Here is a 21,618-nt window from a genome sequence, read left to right as displayed (position 1 = left end):
CCACGGGCTTCAGCGGCTGGCGCTGCCTGTCCTGACCAGCACCGATGCCGTGCTGCCCAGCCGCAGCACCACGCCTGGCGGAAGGGTGTCGAGCTTGATCCTCACGGGGATGCGCTGGGCCAGGCGAATCCATTCGAAGGTGGGGCTCACATTGGGCAGCAGAAATTCACCGGTGCTGCCGTTGTCCTTCGAGATGCCCCAGCCGATGCTCTCCACCTTCCCTTGGAGCGGCTGGTTGGGGTAGCTCATCAAGGTCACCACGGCCTGATCCCCCGGCTGGACCCGGCCAATCCAGGTCTCCCGGAAGTAGGCCTCGATCCAGTGGCTGTTCTGATCCAGCAGGGCGAGGGCCGGCTGGTTGGCCACGGTCTGACTGCCGAGGCGAAGGTTGAGGTTGGTCACATAGCCGCTCACCGGCGCCTTCACCCGGGTGAACTCCAGGTTGAGCTCGGCGTCCCGCAGGGCCGCTTTGGCCGACCTCAGCTGGGCATTGGCCTCCCCCGGGGCGCCCAGCTGGGCGATGGCCTGGGCCAGGGAGGCCTCGGCCTGGAGCAGGTCTTTGTCCGCCTTCAGCACGGCGGCGGCGGCTTCATCCCGGCGGGCTTCAGCCACCCGGAAGCTGGCGGTCTCATCGTCGTAGTCCTTGCGGGAGATGCTGCCGCTGCGGATGAGTTCGTCTGCTCGGCGGAAATTCACCGAGGCATCGGTCAACTGGGCGCTGGAGGCGCGCAGCGCCGACTTCTGCTGGATCACCACCGACTCGGCCTGCTTCACACCAGCTCGGGCCACCTCCACCTGGCTCGCCAGGGATTCCAGGTCATCCCGGGTGTTGTCGAGTTCGGCCCGGGCCTGATTCACCTGCTCGGAGAAGGTGCGGGGGTCGATCTCGAACAGCAGCTGGCCGGCCTTCACAGCCTGGTTGTCGCGGATCGGCAGCCGGATGATCGGCCCGGAGACGCGGGTGGTGATCTGCACCACGTTGGCTCTCACCTGGGCATCCCTCGTCCAGGGATTGCGCACGTAATCCCAGACCTTCACTCCCACCAGTACCGCGGCCACGCCAACGAGGGCCACGGTCACACCCTTGCGTTGCCATCGCGATGTCTTGAGTGCGGCGGGGAGCTTCATGAGGGAATCACCCATGTACTGAGAATGACGGCATAAATCACACTTAAGGCCAGAAATGCGATTGTGGGAGCTTCAATATAGTGATCCCAGCGCAACCGATAGAGGGCTATCAGGGTGAGCCATGCCAGCAGAAGCCCGAGGATGCCGCACAGCAACAGCGGAGGGAAATAGATGCCACGGATCTCAACCTCCCTGGGAACGCGTTCCATCACTGGGCCGGAATCATAGGCGCGATCGTAACAGTACGGTTGCGAACAGACTGGCGAAAGACAGTCAGCTGCTGCATGGATTCTGCCAACCCTCGCGCCACGGCTGCCAGGGCTGGATCGGCTTCCATGGCGTTGCGTTCGATCAGCTCGAGCAGGGACTGCAGGCGCTCCAGGCCGTGCTCACTGTCGTCGAGTTTCAGCTGCTCCACGGTTCCTGCCAGTGCCCGAGCAGCCTCCACCGCGAGCTGATGGGTCTCTGGTCTGCCCCATTGCCTCTGCAGCTCCATCAGCAGCAGGCTCGCACACCAGGCGGCCTGGTTCACGCTGGCAATCGTCTCGGCGGAATGACCAAATCTGGAGAACTTCGATGAGCGGCTGACCTGATCCATCAGGGCGGGGAGTCGCCTCAGTTCCTCGCTGAGGAACCTCCTGCGTTGCTGCCGCAGCATCCCTTGAAGGCGGTCATGGCGCTGGCCAGGTGCCAGCAACAGGGCGTGCATGGCCGCCACCGTTCGGCGCAGACGCACCAAAGCCCCCAGGTACTGGTCTTCCGGCAAGGCCGACCAAGGAATCTCCTGCAGCACGGCAATGATGCCGCAGGCAATCACGATCGCCACGGTGCGATCCAGGAAGCCGATGAAGTTGAAGCTCTGCTGGTTGGTGATGCCAAAGGTGATCAGCATGAAATCGATGGACAGCGTCCGTATGGGCCGCTGCTGTCCTGTCACCACGAAGGTTGTGATGATGTAAGCGGCCAGCAGAGTGGCGAGCTGGGTGTATCCCTCGAGTTTCGGCAGCACAGTCACGTAGACAATCCCCGCCGGCACCAGGGCGATCAGCACAGCGGGCAGCAACTGCTGGGCGCGCATCCCAGCCAGGGCCAGTACCGCGCTGAACACGGCGGTGAGCGTGATCAGGCCCGTGCCGCCGGGCAGGTCGGGAACGAACATCCACAGCAGTGCTGCCACCCAGATCGCCAGGGCCATGCGAACGCCCACCTTCAGCCGCTCCGGATTGAGGGTCCATGGCTGCGGCGCCGGGGAGGGGATCGGCGCCTGATCCCGGGGATCCTGGGCCAGCCTTCCGAACAGCTGTTCCAGGGCCGTGGTGCTCTGCTCCACCCGTTGCAGCTGCTGCATGGCCAGGGTGAGAGCTGCCCGATCGCTCGCCGAGGACGCTGCTGGCCGGAGTGTCGGCGGCTCGATGGCCTTGTCGCCCTCAGAGACGCCCTCAGAAACACCCTCAGAGACGCCCTCTGTGGCGTCGGCCAACCGCTCCAGCCGTCGTTGCAGGGTCTGGGCCTCAGCGAGATGGGCGTCCAGGTAGGTGGTGGTGCCCACCGGTCCGAGCTGGCGCAGGGTGAGCCGCCAGCCCGCCAGGCTGTCCAGCAGTTCGCCGAAGCGCTGCTGCACGCGGCGCCAGCCGCCCCGTTGCCGAGCAATCCGGGCGCTCTCATCGATGGCCGGCAGCAGCAGCACCTCGAAGCGTCCGAGAGCGGCGCGCAGGTCGGCCAGGGTTTCAGGAGGGTTCGGTTGGCCTTTGGCCTCGGCCCGCACCGCCGCGACCACCCGTCCGATCAGATCCGCCAGCTTGCCGGCCAGATCCCGGATGTAACTCTCGAACATCTGGCGGTTGCCTCGCCTTCCTGCCAGCAGGGCGATCAGCACGATGCAGGACACACCGGTGAGGTTTTCCAGGAACCGTTCGAGGGCCGTGGCGAAGTCGTTCACGGCATCCACCGATCCGGCACTGATGGCGATCACCGGGCACACATAGGCGGCCACCCGCCACGCATAGCCATGGCGGCTGGCCAGCATGTGGTAACCGCAGAGCCCCACATACAGCGAGAGGGCGGTGAAGAACCCCCAGCGATCCTGGGGGAAGAGGGCGATCATGGTGATCGCGGACACGGCGGCTCCCACCGTGGCCGCCAGCCGCAGCCGCCCCTTGCCCAGGGTCGCCGCCTCGCTGTCCTGGCTGATGGACATCACGGCGATGCCCGCCCACTGGGGGCGCTGCCAGTCCATCGACAGGGCCACCCCGACAGCCAGAACCACGGCCAGGGCTGTTCTGAGGCCGAGCCAGAAGTAGGGGGCCCGTTGCCGAGCCCACTCCTGCAGGCTCAGCATGGGCTGGAGCTGGGCTCGAGCGCCTGCTCCAGGGCGTGGAGCGCCTTCTTGAGGGAGGGGAAGGTGCCGACGCTGTTGGCACTTGCACCGATCCCGAAGCTCCGCAACTCCTTCACCATGGTGGAAGAGGCGGTCACCAATGCGGTGCGCACACCACGGCTGGCGAGCTCTCCGGCCAGCTCCTGCAGGGACTTGCCGGCGGAGTAATCGATGTCGTCGATCCCCGAGGCATCCACGATCAGGCCTCGCACGGGGCCGTCAGGCTGGTTCACCACCGCCAGCACTTCTTCGGTGAAGCGGTTGGCGTTGGCATAGAAGAGGTTGGCCTCGAACCGGTAGGCCACGATGCCCGGGGCGGCGAACCGGCCAGGCCCCACAGGCAGGGTCTGCCAGGCCGTGCCTTCGCCGTTGGGGCACCACAGGCGGGTGCGCGGGCGATAGGTGTGACGCACCTGCTCGATCAGCGAGAGCACCACGGCGAGCACGATGCCCTGGAGCACACCTACCTGGGCCACCGTGATCGCCGTGGCCAGGGCGATCAGGAATTCGTTGCGCTGCAGCTGCCACAGTTCCCGCAGACCCTCCAGGTCGACCAGCTTCACGCCGATCAGGAAGACGATCGCGGAGAGCACCGCTGCGGGGAGAAGAGCCAGTGGGCCGGTGAACACCAGCAGCACGAGCAGTACCACCAGGGCGGCGCTGAGGTGGGCGATCTGGCTGCGGCCGCCGGCCTCATCCACCATCTCGGTCTTGGTGGGGCTGCCGTTGACCACGAAGCTGCCGCTCAGGCCGGCGACCAGGTTGGCGCTGGCCAGGCCCACCAGATTCACGTTCTCGTCGCAGCGCTCCTGGTAGCGCTGGGCGTAGGCCCTGGAGGTGGCGGCACTCTGGGCCAGGATCACCACGAAACAGGAGGCTGCCGTGATCAGCACCTGGTTCCACGGCACCCCTGCGAGCGGGGGCAGGCCCAGCTGGGGCAGCCCGCCGGGAACGGTGCCCACCACCGGCAGGCCGCGGGCGGGAAGGTCGAACAGACCGCTCACGGCAATGGCGCCCACCACGGCGATCAGCGCACCGGGAACCCGCGGATAGCGCCGGCAGCCCACGATCAGCGCCAGCACGGCCACGGACACCAGGAGGTGGTCGGTGCGGGTCTCCCCGAGCCTGGGCAGCACCGACAGCACCTGCTGCAGGGCACCGCTGCCCTGCTTGGGGAGGGCGAACAGCCCGCCGAACTCCCCGGCGGCCACCTGCAGACCGATGCCGCTGAGCAGGCCGATCAGGGCGCTCCGGGACAGAAAGTCGGCCAGAAAACCGAGCCGCAGAACGGCGGCCAGCACCAGCAGTACCCCCACCATCACCGCCACCAGGGTGGTGAGGCCCACGTAGGCGGTGGAGCCGGGATGGGCCACTCCCGCCAGCGTGGCGGCCAGGATGGCGGCGGTGGCCGAATCGGCCGCCACCACCAGGTGCCGTGAGGCCCCAAGCACGGCGAAGGCGAGCATGGGCAGCAGCATCGTGTACAGCCCTGTCACCACGGGGGTCTGGGAGATGCGGGTGTACCCCATCACTTCAGGAATGGCCAGGGCCGCGAGGGTGATCCCGGCCACCACATCGGCGGCCAGCTGGGGGCGCTGCAGCGGCAGGATGCCGCCGAGCAGAAGCCTGGGAGAGTGGTGGTTGAAGGGGTTGTTGGTCAAAACGGCCTGCTGGGATCGGTCTGGTGGGAATCCCGTCGCATGGCGATGATCTTCTGGCTCACGGCCACCAGAAGGGCCGCGCTCCAGCCGGCCATGAGGATGCCGACCAGGGCTTCGAAGGATCCGAGCAGACGATAGTGCGATTGGAGAGTGACGTCTCCATACCCGAGGGAGGTGAAGGAAACAGCGGAGAAGTACAGGGCCTTCTCCACGTCACTCAACGCACCGAGCTGCAGATAGAGCAAGGCCCAGGCCACGATTTCCACGGCCATGGCAACGAAAGTGATCAATGCCGCCAAGGCGATGACCACCACCTGGCGAAGCGTAGACCGCGCCATCCAACGTCGCAACTTTTCGTTGTGGTTCCCGGCGATGATCACGGTTGTGAGCAGGATGTGAATCACCGTGCAGATGAAGATCATCACCACAGCCAGGCCAAACTGACTCAAAAGGAGCGCCGATGTGACTTCGACCTCCTGCAGCTCTGAGTTCTCGGACGCCCGCAGCGACCCGGCTCCCATGGTGATGCCGATCCCCGCCAGCCCCCCCATCACCCGTGATGCCGAGAGGGACCCAAGCTTGTGGCGTGTCATGGAGCGCTGGCAGGTTCTGACCATCGCCCTAGTTTGGTGACTTCAGACGGAAGACGATGATCCAGGGCTATCTGCAGTGGGCTGTCCTGGCCATCGCGGTGCTCGGCTACGCCTTGTTGTCCGGGCGCCTCGGCAAAACGCCGCTTTCGGGTTCTCTGGTGTTTCTGGTGGCGGGCTGGCTGCTCGGCCCTGATGTCCTGGGCTGGTTGAACATCCAGGTGGAGTCGGAAAACCTGCGCACGATCACCGAATTCACCCTCGCCCTGATTCTGTTCACCGACGCCGCCAACGCCCAGCTGTCCGTGTTGCGCGACCTGCGTCTCCCGGTGCGGTTGCTGGGCCTGGGGCTGCCGCTCTCGATCGTGCTGGGAGCGTTGCTGGCGGGCCTGATCTTTCCGGCCTTCACGCCTCTGGAGGCGTGCCTGCTGGGGGTGTGCCTGGCCCCCACCGATGCGGCTCTGGGGCAGCCGGTGGTGACCAATCCAAGGGTTCCTCCGCGCATCCGGGAGGATCTGAGCGTCGAGAGCGGGCTCAACGACGGAATCTGTGTTCCGTTCCTGTTGTTTCTGCTCAGCCTGGCTGCCGGGCAGGGAGCTGCGAATGCTGGCGCTGCGAAAGCTGGCATGGGTCAGCTGGGCACCTTCTTCGTCGGAGAGATCGGCGGCGGCGTGCTGGTGGGTGTGGCGGTGTGCCTGCTGGGCTGCGCCGCTCGCGACGCCTGCAGCCGCCGGGGATGGATCGCGCCGGACTGGCGGCCCGTGCTGGCGGTGGCCATGGCCATGGTGTGCTTCACCCTGGCCCAGCTGATCGGCGGCAGTGGCTTCATCGCCTGCTTCTGCGGCGGCCTGCTGTTTGGCGGCCTGACCCCTCGCGACAAGGAGGAGGAGCTGGTGGTGGCGGAGGGCACCGGTGACGTGCTCTCGGTGACCACCTGGCTGATCTTCGGCGCGGCGGTCTTCGGCCGCGCTCTTGAGGCGCTCACGCCCGCCAACCTCCTGTACGCCGTGCTGAGCCTCACGCTCGTGCGGATGCTGCCGGTCGCCGTGGCCACCCTGGGGCTCAAGCTCCACCGCGCCACCACCCTGTTCGTGGGCTGGTTCGGCCCCCGCGGCCTGGCCAGCATCGTGTTTGCGGTGATCCTCTTGGACGCCGGCCTGCCCCACGGCAACGCTCTCGCCGACGTGATCGCCATCACCGTCACCCTGAGCGTGCTGGCCCATGGCCTCAGCGCTCAGGGTCTGGCCGAGCGCTATGGGCGCATGGTCGCGGCCCGAACCCCGAGCTGACCGGTCTCCCCGGGGAGGCCCATCCCGTGGGCGCGTGACGCCTTGGCGCGCCAGGTCCCTTGGCTATGGATCGGACGATCGATGCCGGGCACGATGGTGAGCATGCATCTCCGAGGGGCTGCCCCTGGCGGCCGCTCTCCCCGCCTCAACCCGCTGCAGACCCGCCCGTTCCATGGCCCATCCCACCTGGCTGACACCCCGCCTGCCCCGATGGAACCGCCCCCTGTTGCCGCAGATCCTCGCGGTGCTGGCGACGGCGGGGGGCGTTGCGGCTGGCCAGCCTGCCGTCGCGCTGGAGGAGCTGGAGCTGCGCCTGCCCCTGGTCAACACCCCCCTGGTGGTGAAGCTCGCCGAGCTGGGCAACGGACAGAGCCTTCTGGCCGGCTCGAGTGATCTGGCCGAACTCGACCGGGCAACCGATGGGGCGATCGGCAGGATGGTCCTGCAGCTGTTCAACCATCCGATCGCCCTGCCCTCGGGAGTGTCCCGTGGATTGGCGGGGGCCGTGGGTTCCCCTCTGCTGCACGAGGCCCTCCTGGCCACCACCGCCCTGGTGAAGATCGATGGGATTCCCACCGACCTCAGCGGCGAGGCGCTTTCGGAGGCCCTGAGCACCAGCGAGCAGGAGGGGTCTGTGACCCTGCTCAACCTGCTCCGTGCCATGCCGGGCACCAGGGCGTCGGTGGATCTGGGCCGGGCGGCTTTCGTGCTGAACCGCCTGCAGCGGCAGCAGCAGCCCGCCGCCGACCTGCTGGCCCGCCGCCAGCGGGTGGCGGCCGATCCCGAAGCCAACCGCATCGGCCCCTATGCCGTGAACCGCCGCCAGCTTCAGCTGGCTGTGCGCCACCGCAGCCAACCCCTCCGAGGGGTGGCGCTGCTTCCCCAGGGCAAGCTGCCGATCGGCCTGGTGGTGATCTCCCACGGGCTCTGGGATGCTCCGGTGAACTTCGAGGGCTGGGGCCAGCATCTGGCCAGCCATGGCTACGCCGTGCTGCTGCCTGAGCATCCCGGCAGCGACAGCGCCCAACAGGCGGCCATGCTCTCCGGCGCCATCCCCCCGCCGGCCCCGGAGGAGCTGGGGCTGCGTCCCCTGGACATCAGCGCCCTGCTCGATGCGGTGGCCGAAGACCGCCTCGGTCTCGGGGCCCTGCCTTCGGAGCGGACCGTGGTGCTCGGCCATTCCTGGGGCGCGATCACGGCCATGCAGCTGGCCGGTCTGAAGCCCAGTGCCGGCCGGTTGCAGCGCCATTGCGGCAACCTCGATGACCCCGAACTCAATGTGAGCTGGATCCTGCAGTGCAGCTTCCTGCAGACCGCCAACGAGGCCGCGGTGGCCGATCAGCGCGTGCGCGGTGTGGTGGCCGTGAGCCCCCCCCTGCGTCTGCTGTTCGAGCATGGGGCGTCCGAGAGCATGCACGCCCGGGCCGTGGTGGTGAGCGGCTCGAAGGACTGGGTGGTGCCCTTCGGCCCCGAAGCGCTTCACCCCTTTCTGGCGGTGAGCGAGATCCGCGGGCACCAGCTGGTGCTCGCCGATGGCGGCACCCACTTCAACCTGCGGCCTGGAGCGGCTGCCGATGAGGCGGTGCTGCGGGCCCTGATGCTCACCTGGGTGCGGCAGGTGCTGGCGGCTGGTGACACCGCTCGCCCAGCCACGGGAGCCCCTCCCCTGTTGCCGCCCAGCGGATGGGGGGATCCCGATCGGCCCCTGATCGAAGCCACACCGGCACGCACCGCGGCCGCGCCAGGCCAGCCGTGATGGGAGCAATCCAGCTCTGGGCCGATCTCAGTGGAGGTGGTTGGGCTCCAGGCCACCGAAGTCGACAGGGGCCACGAGAAAGTCGTTCTTCCACCTGTCGACAGACAGGGGTCTGAAGCGTGGCTTCGCCTCGACGGGAAAACGGATCGGCTGGCCGGGATTGACATCCTGGAGCACCCTGGAATCTCTCACGACCACCGTGCCGTTGACGATCACGAAGGGGATGCCCGTGGTCGGCAGGGTGCCTTTGGCATAGGTGGAATTCTCCCTGACCGTGCTGGGATCCAGGATCGTGATGTCGGCCACCATGCCCTTCTGGAGGCGGCCCCGCACCTTCATGGCCTCCAGCCCGGTCTTGCCGAGATAGTTGGCAGGGTTGTAACTGGAGGCCGCCAGGATCTGCATCAGCGGAATCTTCTGCTCGCGGGCAATCCGCAGGCAGGTGCCGTGCGTTCCTGATAAACGCGGGTGGGTGTTGGGGATCTTTTCGTAGGGTGTGTCCCACGCGGGTGGATCATTCCATCCGCCCGGCATCATCATGGCATCACTGGCGATCACCACGCCTGGCAGCCTGCACCAGTCGGGGATGTCATCCGGTGGCATCTTGTAGAGCACCACCTGGGTGGCAGGCGCTGCGGCGAGCACCTTGCGGTATTTCTCCAGGGTGTAGAACTCGCCGCTCTGGGGATCCTGCATGGTCTTCTCGTAGGTATTCCCAAGTTTCTCCACCCAGTTCTCCGGCTTGATGAAGGCCGCATTGATGGTGGTGGAACCGGCTGCATAGGGATAGATCTCACCCCACACGTTGTGGCCACGGGCCCGCAGGTCGACCAGCAACTCCTGCACCACCTGCCAGCCAGGATTGTTGAAGTGGTTGATCACCGCCGGTGCGCCCAGCGCCACGGCGTTGGCCAGGATTTCCTGGGCCCCGTTCGGCTCGGTGGTCACGGTTCCGGGCGTGTAGCGCAGATGCACGGAGGTGGGCCGGCCGTAGTTGGCGCCGACGCGCTGCACTTCGAACATCTCGCGCGCGGTCGCCCCGGGGAGATAGCCCAGCGTGGAGGCCACGCCCAGGGCCCCCTGCCGCAGCCCCTCATCGATGATGGAGAGCATCCGGTTGCCTTCCTCGAGGGTGGCCACCTTCTCGAACCAGGCTGTGCCGGAGGCGCGACCTTTGACGACGGAGTAGGGAGCATCCAGAAGATCGGCGTCGGGCAGGTTCTGCATCACCTTGGTGCGGGCAAACTCATGCCCCGAGGAGGTGCCGTAATTCACCTGGCTCTGTCCGGCGTGCATCCCGTACCACTCGTCCACCCGGGGGCCGTACACCCCGGCCTCCAGATCCATCGCCGTGGTGACGCCGTCGCGCAGCGCCAGCTTGTAGCCGATCGGGCGCGTCCAGTGGAAATGGGTGTCGATGAAGCCGGGGGCCACCACCAGGCCCGTGGCATCGATGCTGTCGCGGCCGTCGAGGCGCTCCGGGGTGATGGCCACGATCCGGCCAGCCTCGATGCCCACGTTGGCGATCCTGTCGTAGCGGGTCTCGGGGTCCATCACCCGGCCGTTGCGGATCACCAGGTCGTAGGTCTGGGCAAGCGCGGTCTGGCCAAACGCCGATGCCGAGAGGCTGAACCAGGCGGCCACGATGGCCAGCATTGTTCTCGCTGCCATCATCGCAACCCTCCTGGTCTTGTGTTTCCGCTGCACCCGCGAGAGGTGCACCCGCGAGAGCTGATCATCACGGGGACTCCTCAAGCCTGGACGCAGCGGTTCCACCACCACGCCAGTGGTTCAAGAGTCTTATCCAACGGCCATCCTTCTGTGGCGCTGGATCCTGACCTCAGCCCCCCTTCTTCGGAAACAGCAACTTGAAGGTCACGCGCGCCGTGAAGTCGCCGAAGCCGGAAGGCTTGGCCACATTGCCGTAGCCCTCCAGCGCCACACTCATCGGCTGGCCGCCCACCGTGAAGATCCGGCCCACACCTCCGCCGAGGGGCACGGTCCACTGGTCGCGGGCGCGCTCCCAGTTGGCGGTGATCACCGGCGAGCTGGTGAGATACCAGCCACCCGGAAGGTTGTAGTTGAGGAAGGGCTGCACCAGAAAGGAACTCACCGATCCACGGTCACCCTCCCCGGCGAACGACCAGATCTGGCTCACCAGCCCACCCGCCACCCAGGGGCCCCGGGTGTAGACAGCCACGGCCGCGGGGCCGGCGGACCATTTCCCGGTACCCAGCACGTCGTTGGTGGCGGTGGGCAGGAGAACGGTTGGCCCGACGCCGACCGTCCAGGGGCCCTTGGTGCTGGGCACGACGAAGAAGGTGGGGTTGATGTCCCCCAGGCCCCACACCTGCCCCTGGCGCACCGTGGGCTTACTGACCACCGGCACGATCGTGCGGGTCACGAGGGTGAGGTCATCGCTGAGTTTGATCGGGATGACCGGCTGGATGTTGAGAACGTTGAGGGTTTCGTCGTCGTAATTGCGCAGATCCTTCCGCAGCTGGCGCAGCTTCTGGGGATCGAGGCTGCGCTGGAGTTTCCTGAGTTGCTCCGCATCAAAGTTGAAGACGTCATCCAGGCCGCCGTTGGACACATCGAACACGCCGGGCGGGTTCAGGCCGAAGGTCGTGTTGTTCTGAAAGGGAACACTGATCAGATCAGCAATCGGGTTCTGAGACGACGCCGCCAGCGACTCGGTTTCCGCTTCGCTGCTCACTTCGTTGGATCTCGGCGCTGTGGGAGGCGGCCCGCCAGCCTCAGGGCTGGGCTGCTCCGCCGGCGCCGCTGGGCCGCCGTCGGGCTCGCCCATCCCATCGGCAAGCATCGGGTCGGCAAGCACCGGGACTGCTGCGAGCGGCAGGGCGGTCAGGGCGAGCAGCCAGTGCAGACAGTGCGGCATGGGAGTGATGCTGTGAACGTACAGATGGTGTTGCGAACCCCCTCATTGGGGACTCCATGGCTCAGGGGCTGTTCGCCCATGAGCTGCGCTGCGCACCACGCAGGGGCTCCAGATTGCGGCGAAGCAGGGCTAGACAATCACGATCGGGCCAGCTGAGGCTGGAACGGCTGGACGGTGGCGTACCCGGACCGGTCAGCGAATCCCACGATCCCACAATCGCCGATCCCAAAGTCAGAGCCCAGGGGTGCTCTGCATAATGACTTGTCCGCAGAAATGCTTGTGGTGGTGATGGAGCTGGTGGCATCTCAGGCCGTGCTTTGAGGAGTGCGGTTGGACATGAGCGAGTCGCCCTCGCCCTATCGTTGACTGAGTCAGGGTCAGCATGAACAGATGTGAGTTACCATTCAGTCCTTTCGAAATCAGGGAGCACCCACGCACCACTAAAGTGCTCCTTCTTTGGTCCGTAGAGACGGAAATAACTGAACCAGCCCCGGCCGGGGACAGTCTCAACCCAGTTCTCCTCCTTACCAGCTGGGGGCTCCGGGCCAACAAAAAGATCGACGCAGCCATCCTCGTTGATCTTCAGGTCCATGCGCGAGGAACGGTCCGCCTGCTGGGTGGGATTCTCGATCAGGCAGCGACTGCCGACGTCGTAGACAGTCATGGACCAAAACTGTTCTACTGGGACATTTTCGGGCACCCTGAGCCGATAGAAGTGCGACCCATCTAGCCAGTCTCCGTTGTTGTCCTTGTAGGTCCCGAGATAGACTTGCCCAACGCCCGGCGTCCTAGTCACCATCCCTGAGGATGTTGTCACGGCCTCATAAAACCAGGCCGCCCGTCCGTCAAGTTGGTCATAGAATTGCGCCCGTTGGGAGGGATCGATGACGAGTGCAAAATGCCAGTGGGTTCCAACTGCATAGTGGGCGGCCTCAAGCCGCTTCTCGAAATCATTGGCCTTTGCCATCGCTTCACCAACCAAGGCCGCGTCGGTGAGTAGGTTGGTTTGGCGCTCGTTCGGATCGAACGGCCTGCCCTTCTCAATACCCAAGGGCTTAAGCATGGCCATGAAAAAACGATCGCGCTCATGGACTGGCTCCCGCTGGATAATCGCATGCAGGCTTCTCCAATAGTCGAGCCCTCTTGGGGAAGTCTGATTCCAGCGTATTCCCGAGATATCAACGATCCTCTTCCTAGGCGGGTTGTCGCTCTGTGCCAGCGGGTAGATCTCCAGCATCTCGAGCAATTCCATCGCCTTAACGGGATCCCTCGCCAGGACACGGAAACCCCAGAAGACATTATTCGTCTTGGATTCAACCAGGTATCCCCCCTCTGGAGCCACGGCGTTCTGTCCGGGCCCAGCAATCACATAGATACCGCCCTGGCCTTCATCAGGCCCTGTTTGCCCCATATCAATCAAAGGTCGCTGCCACATGTCGTCGGCGAATCCTGCCACCGGGCCGGCAGGCATCTTGACGACCATTGGTCCAGTTTCCACGAGATTGAAGAAACTGATGATATAGGGCGTCGTGGCGTTTGCCGTGAGAATTCCGAGCTTGGCAAGATAGTTGTCGTAAACCACGACATCACCCGAGCTGGCCTTGAAGGTCACCTCATGAGCCATCTGCCATTGCGCAAAAGAGACGATTGGTATGCTCCATAGGTAGGCCTGACACGCCCGCTGGAAATCAATCGTATCGAAGAGCAGGCCAATCGATTCCCTTGATGGATAGCCGTTTATGAAGTCAGGTGTAAAGGAGAGCTTGCCAATCGGTGTATCAATCGTGGCCATCTGGGTCGGCTTCATGATTCGTCTCTCGTGAAAAACTCCGGGTCGTCAGGGAAGTGGATGCCGCTTCGCTTGGTGTGGATTCTGCTGGGCGCTGGCGGAGGGAGACAGCCAGCAGGCGTATGGTCATGTGGACAATGACGAACGAGCGCCGATTCCGCGGAAACAGCACCAATGCAGCAGCTTGCAAGCCTCTCAGCTGATATCCCTTGGACAGCCTCCGATCAGCAGTCGTAAATGCCCGCCGCGCAGCGTCGTACGGTACGGCGACCCACACCAGCCACGCTCACGGGTGTGAGTGGCCGCCCCACGCGCGCCATCGCCGGCGGGACAAAGCTGTCCAAGATGCCAGCGGATAAGCCCTGTAGCAGACCTGTGCTGGCAAGGCCTGCGGTGGCCAAAACGATGGCTACAGTTTTGAAAGTTGTCATTGCTTGCATGTTGGCCATAGCCGTGTTGGTAGAAATGACTACAAGTCTGTCGAGGAATTGAATCAAAGCTGGTAGTGACTGGGTAGTTCACCCATGTCCTTCATCTTCTTGAGATCATCGAAGGTTATTTTTCTGGCCCCATCCGGTGGTACAAAGCTGAAGTCTTGACCCACCGCAGCAGCGCCTGTCTGCCAGTCACTCACCTGAACCGTGTACTGGGGAGAACCGGAAATGAGTTTGGATGTGATCTGATAGCGACAGGGGAAAGGGCGATCACCTTGAGCGATCCAGATCTGGAAATCAACATCCTTCTTGCGAAAGGCAAGATGATCACATTCAACCCCACCGATCACCCCACTGCCGAGATCTTTGACGTCGATGACACCGTCGGTGAGTTCCTCATAGGCCTGTGGAAGGAGTAGATCGGCCGCAGGCAAGGGCCTGCGGTATTTGTCCTTGAGTTCGTCAACGAGAGTCTCTATCGATCCATTGATCGGAACCTGCATATAGACATTGCGGCCTTTGCCCAGCAGGGTAAATGTTTTCCCGTCGAACACGGACTCCGTGTTGATGAAACCATTTGAGCGTGTAGCTCGGATGCTGCCGGGACGAGCCAGGGAGACCGTACCAGAGCTGGCCAGGTTGAGTCTCTGTTTGTCGTTGGTGATGATTTCGAGGTCGGTATCGTAACGGAATGAGATGGCCTGTTGGGCTGCCATGTACCTGGTCATGCTCTTGAGCAGTGTCATTGCCTCGGCTTCTCCAGCCATTGCCCTTGATGACAACCCTGTGCAGCCAATCAGCACGCCGATACCGACGGCGGCTCTTCTCCGAAGGCCAGAGCCAAAGCCGCTGGCCTTGAACAAATCTGAAGCCACGCTAAAAAACCTCCTTCCTGGATACGGGTAGACATTGGGCGAGAAGGCCCCTGCACGCTCATACCAAGGCTTCCTGATTGGGTCAGCCTCGCATCGCCAGGGAACCCTTAACAGATTGAAAGAAGAGCCTTCTCAGGGGGAAGCCCTACCCCCAGCCTTGACAATCCGTGTCTGCATTGAAGATGAACTTGTCGTATTGCCGTTTTGAAGCCAGCCACTAATGAAGTGGTTGAGGCGTCGGAGCCACCCAATCCCCCTCGATGATCTCCGTGCCCGGAAGGTAAAGACGGATAATATAATTCCAGCCTTCACTGATCGGAAGATAGTTGGGTGAGCCTGGATCTCCGCCGAAGTGAATGGTTACCCCACCATCTTCATTTTTTCTTCCAGTAACGTTATTCACTGAGTATGCGTTGAGTTCGTTTGGAGTGAAAAAGCCCTCTTTGTTATAGACAGTTACCGACCAGAAGCCTTCCACTGGAATATCATTGGGAAAAGTGACCGTATAGGCTGTCTTCCCATCATTCATCTCCGGAAAAACATTAATGTACTTTGCGCCGCGGGGTGGATTGCCGCCCCAGCCGAAGGAGCTTGCCATCAGATGCGTAATGGGATCAACCTGCCCCCTCTTCCCGAAACCGTCGGAGAAGTCAGGCAGCTTGTCAGCCAGTGCGTTCAGCGCTTTGCGAGTTTGCTCAAACGATTCCATGTCCCAATCCGGTAACTCCAGCGTACCGGGAGAAGACTGCTTCACCTCAATGGCATCCTGGAGGGCGTGAGCAGCCTTCATGTCCTCGGGGTCATTGGGATCAGCGAATGTCCTGAAGAGCACCAGCACATAGCGAGTTCCAATGGAGTCCAGTGACAACGTGACTTCGCCACCTCCATGCTTGAGCACCGGATTGAAGTGATCCTGACAGATAATCAACAGAGATTGGAAGCGATCAGGCGATGCGGGCTTGGTGACGGTTACGGGCGTTGTGAGATCAAAAACGCCCATGGTGTACAGCGTGTCGCGGTTCCCACGGATTGTCGTCTGGTTTTGAACGGAATAGGGTTCTCTCATGTGAAACAGTCTGCCCACTCCCCCCGCCTTTTCTGCATAGCCCTTCATCTGGACATCGCTCTCGGCCCGGATGTAGTTCTTGACAGTTACGATCTGTTTTTTGGACATGGCTCTTGGTTTCTGTTGGTTTCTTTTTAAGGTCGTGTAGGATTGGGGCTGCCGTGCGCAACTACACTAGTAAATGTGCAATGTGCCCGAATGTACTCCAATGCCGACCGACAACTGGAGTCAACCCCACCCACAAGAGCTAGATCTCTTGACTTCTCAGTGTGCTCATCTATGGGTGTGTGGTCTTGGATGGATGCTCCATGGGAGTGAATGCTTCCTGCACTCTTCTACTTTTGAGGCAACCCCTCGCCGGATCTTGTGATTTCGCGCCAATTCTCCAAAGGAAACCGGAGTCGATGCCAGTCAGGCGGATGTCACTTTGCTTCCAGGCAACCCCCAAGCATCTGATCATGGAGGCCTCTGGCGAACACGATCACCACATCTTGATCTCAATTGCATATGAGACCGATTGCGGCCTCAACCAAAGCCAGGCAACTTCTGGACCCATTGACTCCGCCCTGCCACCAACATCTCCCTTTCGCTGCTGATGAAGCCCATCCCCCTGGTCCGAGTCAGTTCAGTGTTACCTTCCATTTTGTCTCTGCAAAGGGTGGGGGCACCCGTTCATCGATACTTGCGGCAAGCAAAGATCCCCGAGCAGGTCTTAGAGAGCACTGAACTAAGCATACCTCTACACACCGTTTTTAATTTCTATCGCATTTCTGCTCATGCCGAAGGCTTGGAGAGTCTAGGCTTGGCCTTTACCAGCTCTTACCATATCTCTAATCTCGGTGTAGTCGGCAAGATTCTGGGACAGGCACTTACCCTCTACGATGCACTTTGTCAGTTATGTAGTATTTCAAAAAAGGTTTCTACTGGACAGACATATTGGATTGTGGAACAGGCCCGGCAGATTTTGTTTTGTGAGCGATTCGATAAACTACCCTCGTCATGTGATGCTGGCGTATATGGGGCAACGCACTATGCGTTTGCTCTGATGCTCAATTATATTCGCAAGTTTCTGGGGGCTGACTGGGAGCCGCCGGACGTTTATGTGGCCACACCTCCGTTCAGGCACTTTCGCCAAGAATTTCAGCTTGAGGCTACCCGCATTCACTTTAACCACCCCCACCTTGCTATTTGTGTTCCTAGAAAGTTGATGGCGTTGGAGCCCTCTGCAAAGAGATTGCCCTTGCTCCAATTCGACAACCTTGATGTCTGGCGAGAAAGCACTCCCAAGCAGGATTTTGTCGGTTCCTTGGAGCAAACTCTTGCTACCCTATTTCTTGATGGCTACCCCTCAATAGAATTGACTGCAGAGGCTGTCGATCTCAGTGTCCGCACACTGCAGCGTAACTTATCCAAGCAGGGGCTGAGCTATTCTCGCCTGGTGGACAGGGTGCGATACCAGCAGGCAGTGTCATTCATGCAAAACCAGGATATTCCCTTGATTGAAGTGGCCTATTCTCTGGGATACTCTGATCCGGCTAACTTCTCTCATGCCTTCAAGCGGTGGACGGGGGTGGCTCCTCGACAGTATCGTCAACTTAATGCGTCTCATCCCCACGGAGGGGGTGATAGTCATCAACCCGTTTCATGAGCAAATCAGATCAGCTTTAAGCTTGTCGGCGGTAAGAAGGATGCTAACAGCGCCTGGGTAGGGTACTTAAAAGACTGCTTGACTGCCCATAGATCCCGGCTTCAGATGGCTGTCATCTCATCGGTGGAACGGAAGTCATCCCCCTTGAACAGCAACGGTGCCGACAGGGCCTTGGCCAGTCCGTAGCTGAAGCAGGCGCCGAAGTTGAGGCCAGCTGGATGGTTTTCCTTGCCATACCGGCGACATCCCTTGAGGGCCCACTCCACATGCAGGAGATCAAGCTCCATCGGGCGAATCGTGGCCCTGGTGAGCAGTAGATTCAGAGCGATCTCCCCGGGCTCGCCAAGCTGTCGATCGAGCACGATCCGTGTTTCGAAGAGGTTGCCGTGGAGATCAGCTTGTCTCCCGGTTCACTCAGGCTTCTGAGCAGAACCGTGGCCTCGGGTTCGCCCTTGAGGATGGCGATCAGGGCCGAGGTGTCGATCACCATCAGACGGGAAGCCGTCATCAGACCGGCAGACGATCAGGCCCGTAGAGCTCCTCCTGCAGTTGCGTGCTGACGCGACCATCAGGCCAGGACAAGTGCTGAACGCGGGAAGCAGGCCCAGGAGTTCCTCACGTTTCGCAGCGGCGGCCCTGGCCTCGGTCGCTTCACCGGTCGAAACCTGGCGGGCCTGGCCTTCGGATCGGGCTGGAGGGTGGAGGTGGCCTGCTACGACACCGGCTGCAGCAAGCTGCGCGAGGCGATCGGTCAATGATTCGCTTCACCCGCCTGGGGGTAGCTGCCGTTCTGGGATTCACCCTGGCGCTCCCCCCGTTGACCGGTTCGCCGCCATTCACTTCCCCACCGGAGCTTCCGGATCCCTGCCGGTGGAAGCGGTGCAGCTGGCACGTGACCATGGCGGCGGACGCGGCAGCCGGGGCGGTGGGCGCAACTTCAAACGTGGCGGGCGCACCGGTTTCGGCGACAGGAGTGGCCGTTTCGAAGATCGTCGCGATCAGCTCGATGACTGCTGGCACAGGTACTGGTCAGGCTGGTCCCGGCCCGGATGGCGTGGTGCCCGCCCCAGGCGGGAAGGCTGGTACAACGGTTGGAATTCCTGGGCCTGGTGGATGATGCCATCAACCAACAACGCACATCCTTTGTGCTTCCAGGTACCGGCTATCAGCTCTCTTACCCGGGCGTCACGCCATCAACAGTACGGGATTGTCCTCTGCCGTGAAGACCGGCGCGTCGGACATGCAGATGACGGCTGACTGCCGCCGGGGAACGCTCATTGGCCGGGTGCCGGGACCTGTTGCAGGGATCTTTGGGCACTCCCGATCAGGATATGGGTGAGTCAGTGGAATGGAGCAGCCCCATCGCACTGGGCCTGACCCAGCTCGTGGACCTCACCAGCCTCGTCTGCTGCGATGTGGCTCCGCTCACGCCCCAGGCCAAACTCAGCACCCAACTGTTTCGTTGGGGCGCCGGATCAGCTGCTGCGGAATTCCAGGCTCGATGCCGGCGGCATCGAAGGCCCCTTTGAGGCGCCGGCGGAACTCCCTGGCCACCCCCCACTGCTTCAGCGGCAGTGTCTTGATGAACAGCCTGAGGCGCACGCCGCTCTGCTCGAGGCGATCGACGCCGAGCAGCTGGGGCGGCTCGAGGATCTGCTCCTGCCACTCCGGGTCCCGCGCGAGCTGCGCGGCCACCTCCTGGAGCACCGCGCAGGCCCGCTCCAGATCGCTGCCCCAGGCGATGTCGATCTCGAAGTTCACCCGGGCCCAGTCCTTGCTGCGGTTGATGCTCTCGCGGATCATGCCGTTGGGGATCGTCACCACCTCTCCTTCGCCGCCGCGGAGCTGGGTCTGGACCAGATTCATCGCCTCCACCAGGCCGGCATGGCCGTTCACCGCAATCGAATCGCCGATCGCGAAACGGTCCGAGGCCAGGATCCGGATGCCGCTGATCAGATCCTCCACCAGGCTGCGGGCGAGGAACCCGAAGGCCACCGCCACGATCCCGGCACCGGCCAGGATCTGGGGATTGATCCCGAACAGCAGCACCGTGAGATAGAGCCCCAGGAGCGTGGTGCCGGCGGCGATGCTTCCCCGCAGCACCCGCGCGTTGGTCTCCAGGCGCATCCGCGGCCGCCGGGAGTCTGGCTGGGTGGCCTGCGCATCCACCGCCCAGCGGTTGAGACGCCGCATCAGCGCCCAGACCACGACCGCTTCCAACAAGACCACCCCGATCCAGATCACCGGCAGCCCCACGGACTGCTTCATCAGAAAGGCCGATCCCAGGCGGGTGGAGGGGAAGAGATGCAGGGTGATGATGATCGCCATCACGCCCACGGCAATCCGCAGCACCTGCAGCAGTTTCACCAGGATCCGCCGCCGCCGCAGCTGCCGTTCAAGTCTCTGGTCGCTGAGCAGCGACTCTGGCGCGTTTGCGGTGATGGCTGGCGAGGCACCGTTTCTTTGCTCTCCACGGGCCTGAAGCGTCGCCAGGCTCTGCCGCCGCAGCCGGTAGAGGCCCTGCAGGCTGTGGCTGCAGAGCGCCACCACCGCCGCGCCGATCCCCAGGCTCAGCAGGGCTCCGGCCCAGCGCAGGCCCGGGATGTCACGATTCAGGCTCTCTCCCCAGAGCGCTTCGCTCATCGCCCGCTCGAGGGTTCCCTTCCAGCGGCTGGCCAGGCTGGGAAGGTCCGCCCCGTTGGCCAGGCTGTCCGGTTCGGTGAGGGTCACCAGTGTGATCTGCGGCGCCTTCGACGCCTCGTCGGCAGGCAGGTAAATCACCGGGGTGTTGTTCTTCACCCCCACCTGCAGGGAGGGCGTGGCCGGATGGCGCGGCTTGTGCTGGCGGTCGAGCCAGAACCCCAGCGAATGGCGGCCGGTCGGCTGGTCTTCCTGGGCCAGCCGAGCCCGCAGCTGCCCCAGGAGGCGCTGCAGCGAGGTGGAGACGGCAGTGGAGCGGGCCTCCACCCGCAGGGCCAACTGATCATCCGTGTCCTGCGGTTGCGGCATCACCGCCAGAACAATGCCGTTCTCGCCCGGCAATTGAGGCAGCTGAGGGCTCACGACCCGGCTGCACCACATTCTTCCGCAGCGCTGGGCCCGGTCGAGGTCCCACCAGGGCTTGCGGCCACTGGCGCCGTCCGCCGCCTCCTGGGCCAGGGCAGCCTGTCCCAGCACCAGGGTGAGGATGAGGATGCCGATCAGGGCGCTGCGCCGGAAGGTGATCATCAACGAGGGGGGAATTACAACAAGAAATCGCTACAAGTCGTACCAGATGGGCGATGCGTCGCCCTGCAGCCCGCGCGGTGTGGGGAGCTTCAGTCTTCCGTTTCTACTTGCCGCCTGGAGCCGCCGCGACGAGCCCATGAACGCCTTCAGGCCGAGGGCGGCGGCGGCACGGTGGAGGCATTGCCATTGCGCATGGCGTGATAGCCAGGCGAGAGGATTTCCACTCCTGCCCTGGCGAAGCAATCCTGGAGAGCCGCATGAAGCTGAGACAAGGTTTCTCGATAGGTGGTTGAATCCCTGAGATAGGCATTCAGCTCGTAGCTGATATGGAAGTCGTTCAGCGCCGTTTGAAGCACGAAGGGATCAAGCTCATCGCTGATTGTCTTGACGCTTCGGGCAGCTTCAAGCATCAGCTCCTCCACCTGCCGCCAGGGCACGTCGTAGCCAATGGTGATCGTGGTGGCAAGGGCTACCGGCTGCCGGATCTCTCGCCTCGAAAACGTGAAGTTGACCACCGAACTGCCGATCACTGCGGCATTGGGAACACTCACCAATTCGTTCCGGGGTGTGCGCAGTCGTGTAACCAGAAGAGTGCGCTCCTGCACAATGCCGGTCGTGCCATTGATTTCGACCATATCTCCTTCCCGAAAGGCCCGGGTGTAGATCAGCATCAGGCCGCTGATCAGGTTGGACGCTACGGCACTGGATCCAAGGGCTGCAAGCACACCCACAAAGACACCAGCGCCCTGAAATACCTTGCTTTCAGAGCCAGGGATGTAGGGGAAGGCACTCACAAGACCCACCAGCGTGAGCAGGATTCCCACCAACCTTGAGGTCGGCCTGGCCCACTCCCGATAGAAGCCTGGAATCCTCAGGCG

Annotated in this window: 17 protein-coding genes; 3 read left to right on the top strand and 14 right to left on the bottom strand. The window is 63.0% G+C overall.

Annotated elements, in window-relative coordinates; all coding sequences use genetic code 11:
- Positions 1–9: 9 nt before the first annotated feature.
- Genes ACLD7X_RS10580 through ACLD7X_RS10560 form a run of 5 tightly spaced genes read right to left on the bottom strand, consistent with a single transcriptional unit; the run spans position 10 to position 5,717 of the window.
- Positions 10–1,143 carry an HlyD family secretion protein gene (locus ACLD7X_RS10580; RefSeq protein ID WP_411423598.1) on the bottom strand — a complete coding sequence of 378 codons (1,134 nt, stop codon included), beginning with the start codon at positions 1,141–1,143 and terminating at the stop codon, positions 10–12.
- Entirely contained in the window at positions 1,125–1,337 is a 213-nt protein-coding gene (locus ACLD7X_RS10575) for a DUF1656 domain-containing protein (RefSeq protein ID WP_411423597.1), read from the bottom strand. Before ACLD7X_RS10575 ends, ACLD7X_RS10580 begins: the two co-directional genes overlap by 19 nt.
- Positions 1,337–3,466: an FUSC family protein gene (locus ACLD7X_RS10570; protein WP_411423596.1), complete on the bottom strand. Its 2,130-nt coding sequence runs from the start codon at positions 3,464–3,466 to the stop codon at positions 1,337–1,339. The genes ACLD7X_RS10575 and ACLD7X_RS10570 overlap by 1 nt, the downstream gene beginning before the upstream one ends.
- Positions 3,460–5,166, bottom strand: a complete 1,707-nt coding sequence (locus ACLD7X_RS10565; protein ID WP_411423595.1) for a SulP family inorganic anion transporter — start codon at positions 5,164–5,166, stop codon at positions 3,460–3,462. Before ACLD7X_RS10565 ends, ACLD7X_RS10570 begins: the two co-directional genes overlap by 7 nt.
- Positions 5,163–5,717 (bottom strand): potassium channel family protein, encoded by a 555-nt coding sequence (locus tag ACLD7X_RS10560; protein ID WP_412006844.1) that lies wholly within the window; start codon positions 5,715–5,717, stop codon positions 5,163–5,165. The genes ACLD7X_RS10565 and ACLD7X_RS10560 overlap by 4 nt, the downstream gene beginning before the upstream one ends.
- A gap of 98 nt (positions 5,718–5,815) precedes the next feature.
- Between ACLD7X_RS10560 and ACLD7X_RS10555 the strand changes: the two genes are divergently transcribed.
- Together ACLD7X_RS10555 and ACLD7X_RS10550 are read left to right on the top strand one after the other, a co-directional pair.
- Positions 5,816–7,045 (top strand): cation:proton antiporter, encoded by a 1,230-nt coding sequence (locus tag ACLD7X_RS10555; protein WP_411423592.1) that lies wholly within the window; start codon positions 5,816–5,818, stop codon positions 7,043–7,045.
- 172 nt (positions 7,046–7,217) lie between these two features.
- On the top strand, positions 7,218–8,801 hold the full coding sequence (locus tag ACLD7X_RS10550; protein WP_411423591.1) for an alpha/beta hydrolase family protein: 1,584 nt from the start codon (positions 7,218–7,220) through the stop codon (positions 8,799–8,801).
- Between the two features lie 27 nt (positions 8,802–8,828).
- Here the strand turns inward: ACLD7X_RS10550 and ACLD7X_RS10545 are convergent, their stop codons facing one another.
- From ACLD7X_RS10545 to ACLD7X_RS10525, 5 genes are all read right to left on the bottom strand, one after another.
- Positions 8,829–10,457, bottom strand: a complete 1,629-nt coding sequence (locus ACLD7X_RS10545; protein WP_411423590.1) for an amidohydrolase family protein — start codon at positions 10,455–10,457, stop codon at positions 8,829–8,831.
- Between the two features lie 184 nt (positions 10,458–10,641).
- Positions 10,642–11,700, bottom strand: coding sequence for a hypothetical protein (locus ACLD7X_RS10540; RefSeq protein ID WP_412006846.1), 1,059 nt, complete (start codon positions 11,698–11,700; stop codon positions 10,642–10,644).
- A gap of 397 nt (positions 11,701–12,097) precedes the next feature.
- Positions 12,098–13,507 carry a DUF1254 domain-containing protein gene (locus ACLD7X_RS10535; RefSeq protein WP_411423588.1) on the bottom strand — a complete coding sequence of 470 codons (1,410 nt, stop codon included), beginning with the start codon at positions 13,505–13,507 and terminating at the stop codon, positions 12,098–12,100.
- 475 nt (positions 13,508–13,982) lie between these two features.
- Positions 13,983–14,798: a DUF2092 domain-containing protein gene (locus ACLD7X_RS10530; RefSeq protein ID WP_411423587.1), complete on the bottom strand. Its 816-nt coding sequence runs from the start codon at positions 14,796–14,798 to the stop codon at positions 13,983–13,985.
- Positions 14,799–15,015: 217 nt separating this feature from the next.
- On the bottom strand, positions 15,016–15,972 hold the full coding sequence (locus tag ACLD7X_RS10525; RefSeq protein WP_411423586.1) for a DUF1214 domain-containing protein: 957 nt from the start codon (positions 15,970–15,972) through the stop codon (positions 15,016–15,018).
- Between the two features lie 487 nt (positions 15,973–16,459).
- Between ACLD7X_RS10525 and ACLD7X_RS10520 the strand changes: the two genes are divergently transcribed.
- Positions 16,460–17,512, top strand: coding sequence for an AraC family transcriptional regulator (locus ACLD7X_RS10520; RefSeq protein WP_411423585.1), 1,053 nt, complete (start codon positions 16,460–16,462; stop codon positions 17,510–17,512).
- Between the two features lie 101 nt (positions 17,513–17,613).
- Here ACLD7X_RS10520 and ACLD7X_RS10515 read toward each other — a convergent pair whose 3' ends face one another.
- From ACLD7X_RS10515 to ACLD7X_RS10500, 4 genes are all read right to left on the bottom strand, one after another.
- On the bottom strand, positions 17,614–17,799 hold the full coding sequence (locus ACLD7X_RS10515) for a type II toxin-antitoxin system VapC family toxin (protein WP_412006848.1): 186 nt from the start codon (positions 17,797–17,799) through the stop codon (positions 17,614–17,616).
- Between the two features lie 32 nt (positions 17,800–17,831).
- Complete coding sequence (locus ACLD7X_RS10510) at positions 17,832–18,020, bottom strand: type II toxin-antitoxin system VapC family toxin (RefSeq protein WP_411423583.1); 189 nt, start codon at positions 18,018–18,020, stop codon at positions 17,832–17,834.
- A 935-nt stretch (positions 18,021–18,955) separates the two neighbouring features.
- Positions 18,956–20,740: a mechanosensitive ion channel family protein gene (locus tag ACLD7X_RS10505; RefSeq protein ID WP_411423581.1), complete on the bottom strand. Its 1,785-nt coding sequence runs from the start codon at positions 20,738–20,740 to the stop codon at positions 18,956–18,958.
- A gap of 146 nt (positions 20,741–20,886) precedes the next feature.
- Positions 20,887–21,618, bottom strand: a 732-nt coding sequence (locus tag ACLD7X_RS10500) for a mechanosensitive ion channel family protein (protein WP_411423580.1), incomplete at its 5' end; no start/stop codon positions are given.

This window comes from Aphanothece microscopica RSMan92 (assembly GCF_046613545.2).
Taxonomy (GTDB): Bacteria; Cyanobacteriota; Cyanobacteriia; order PCC-6307; family Cyanobiaceae; genus NIES-981.
The sequence above is the reverse complement of the archived record's forward strand: the minus strand, read 5'-3'. Positions and strand labels throughout refer to the sequence as shown.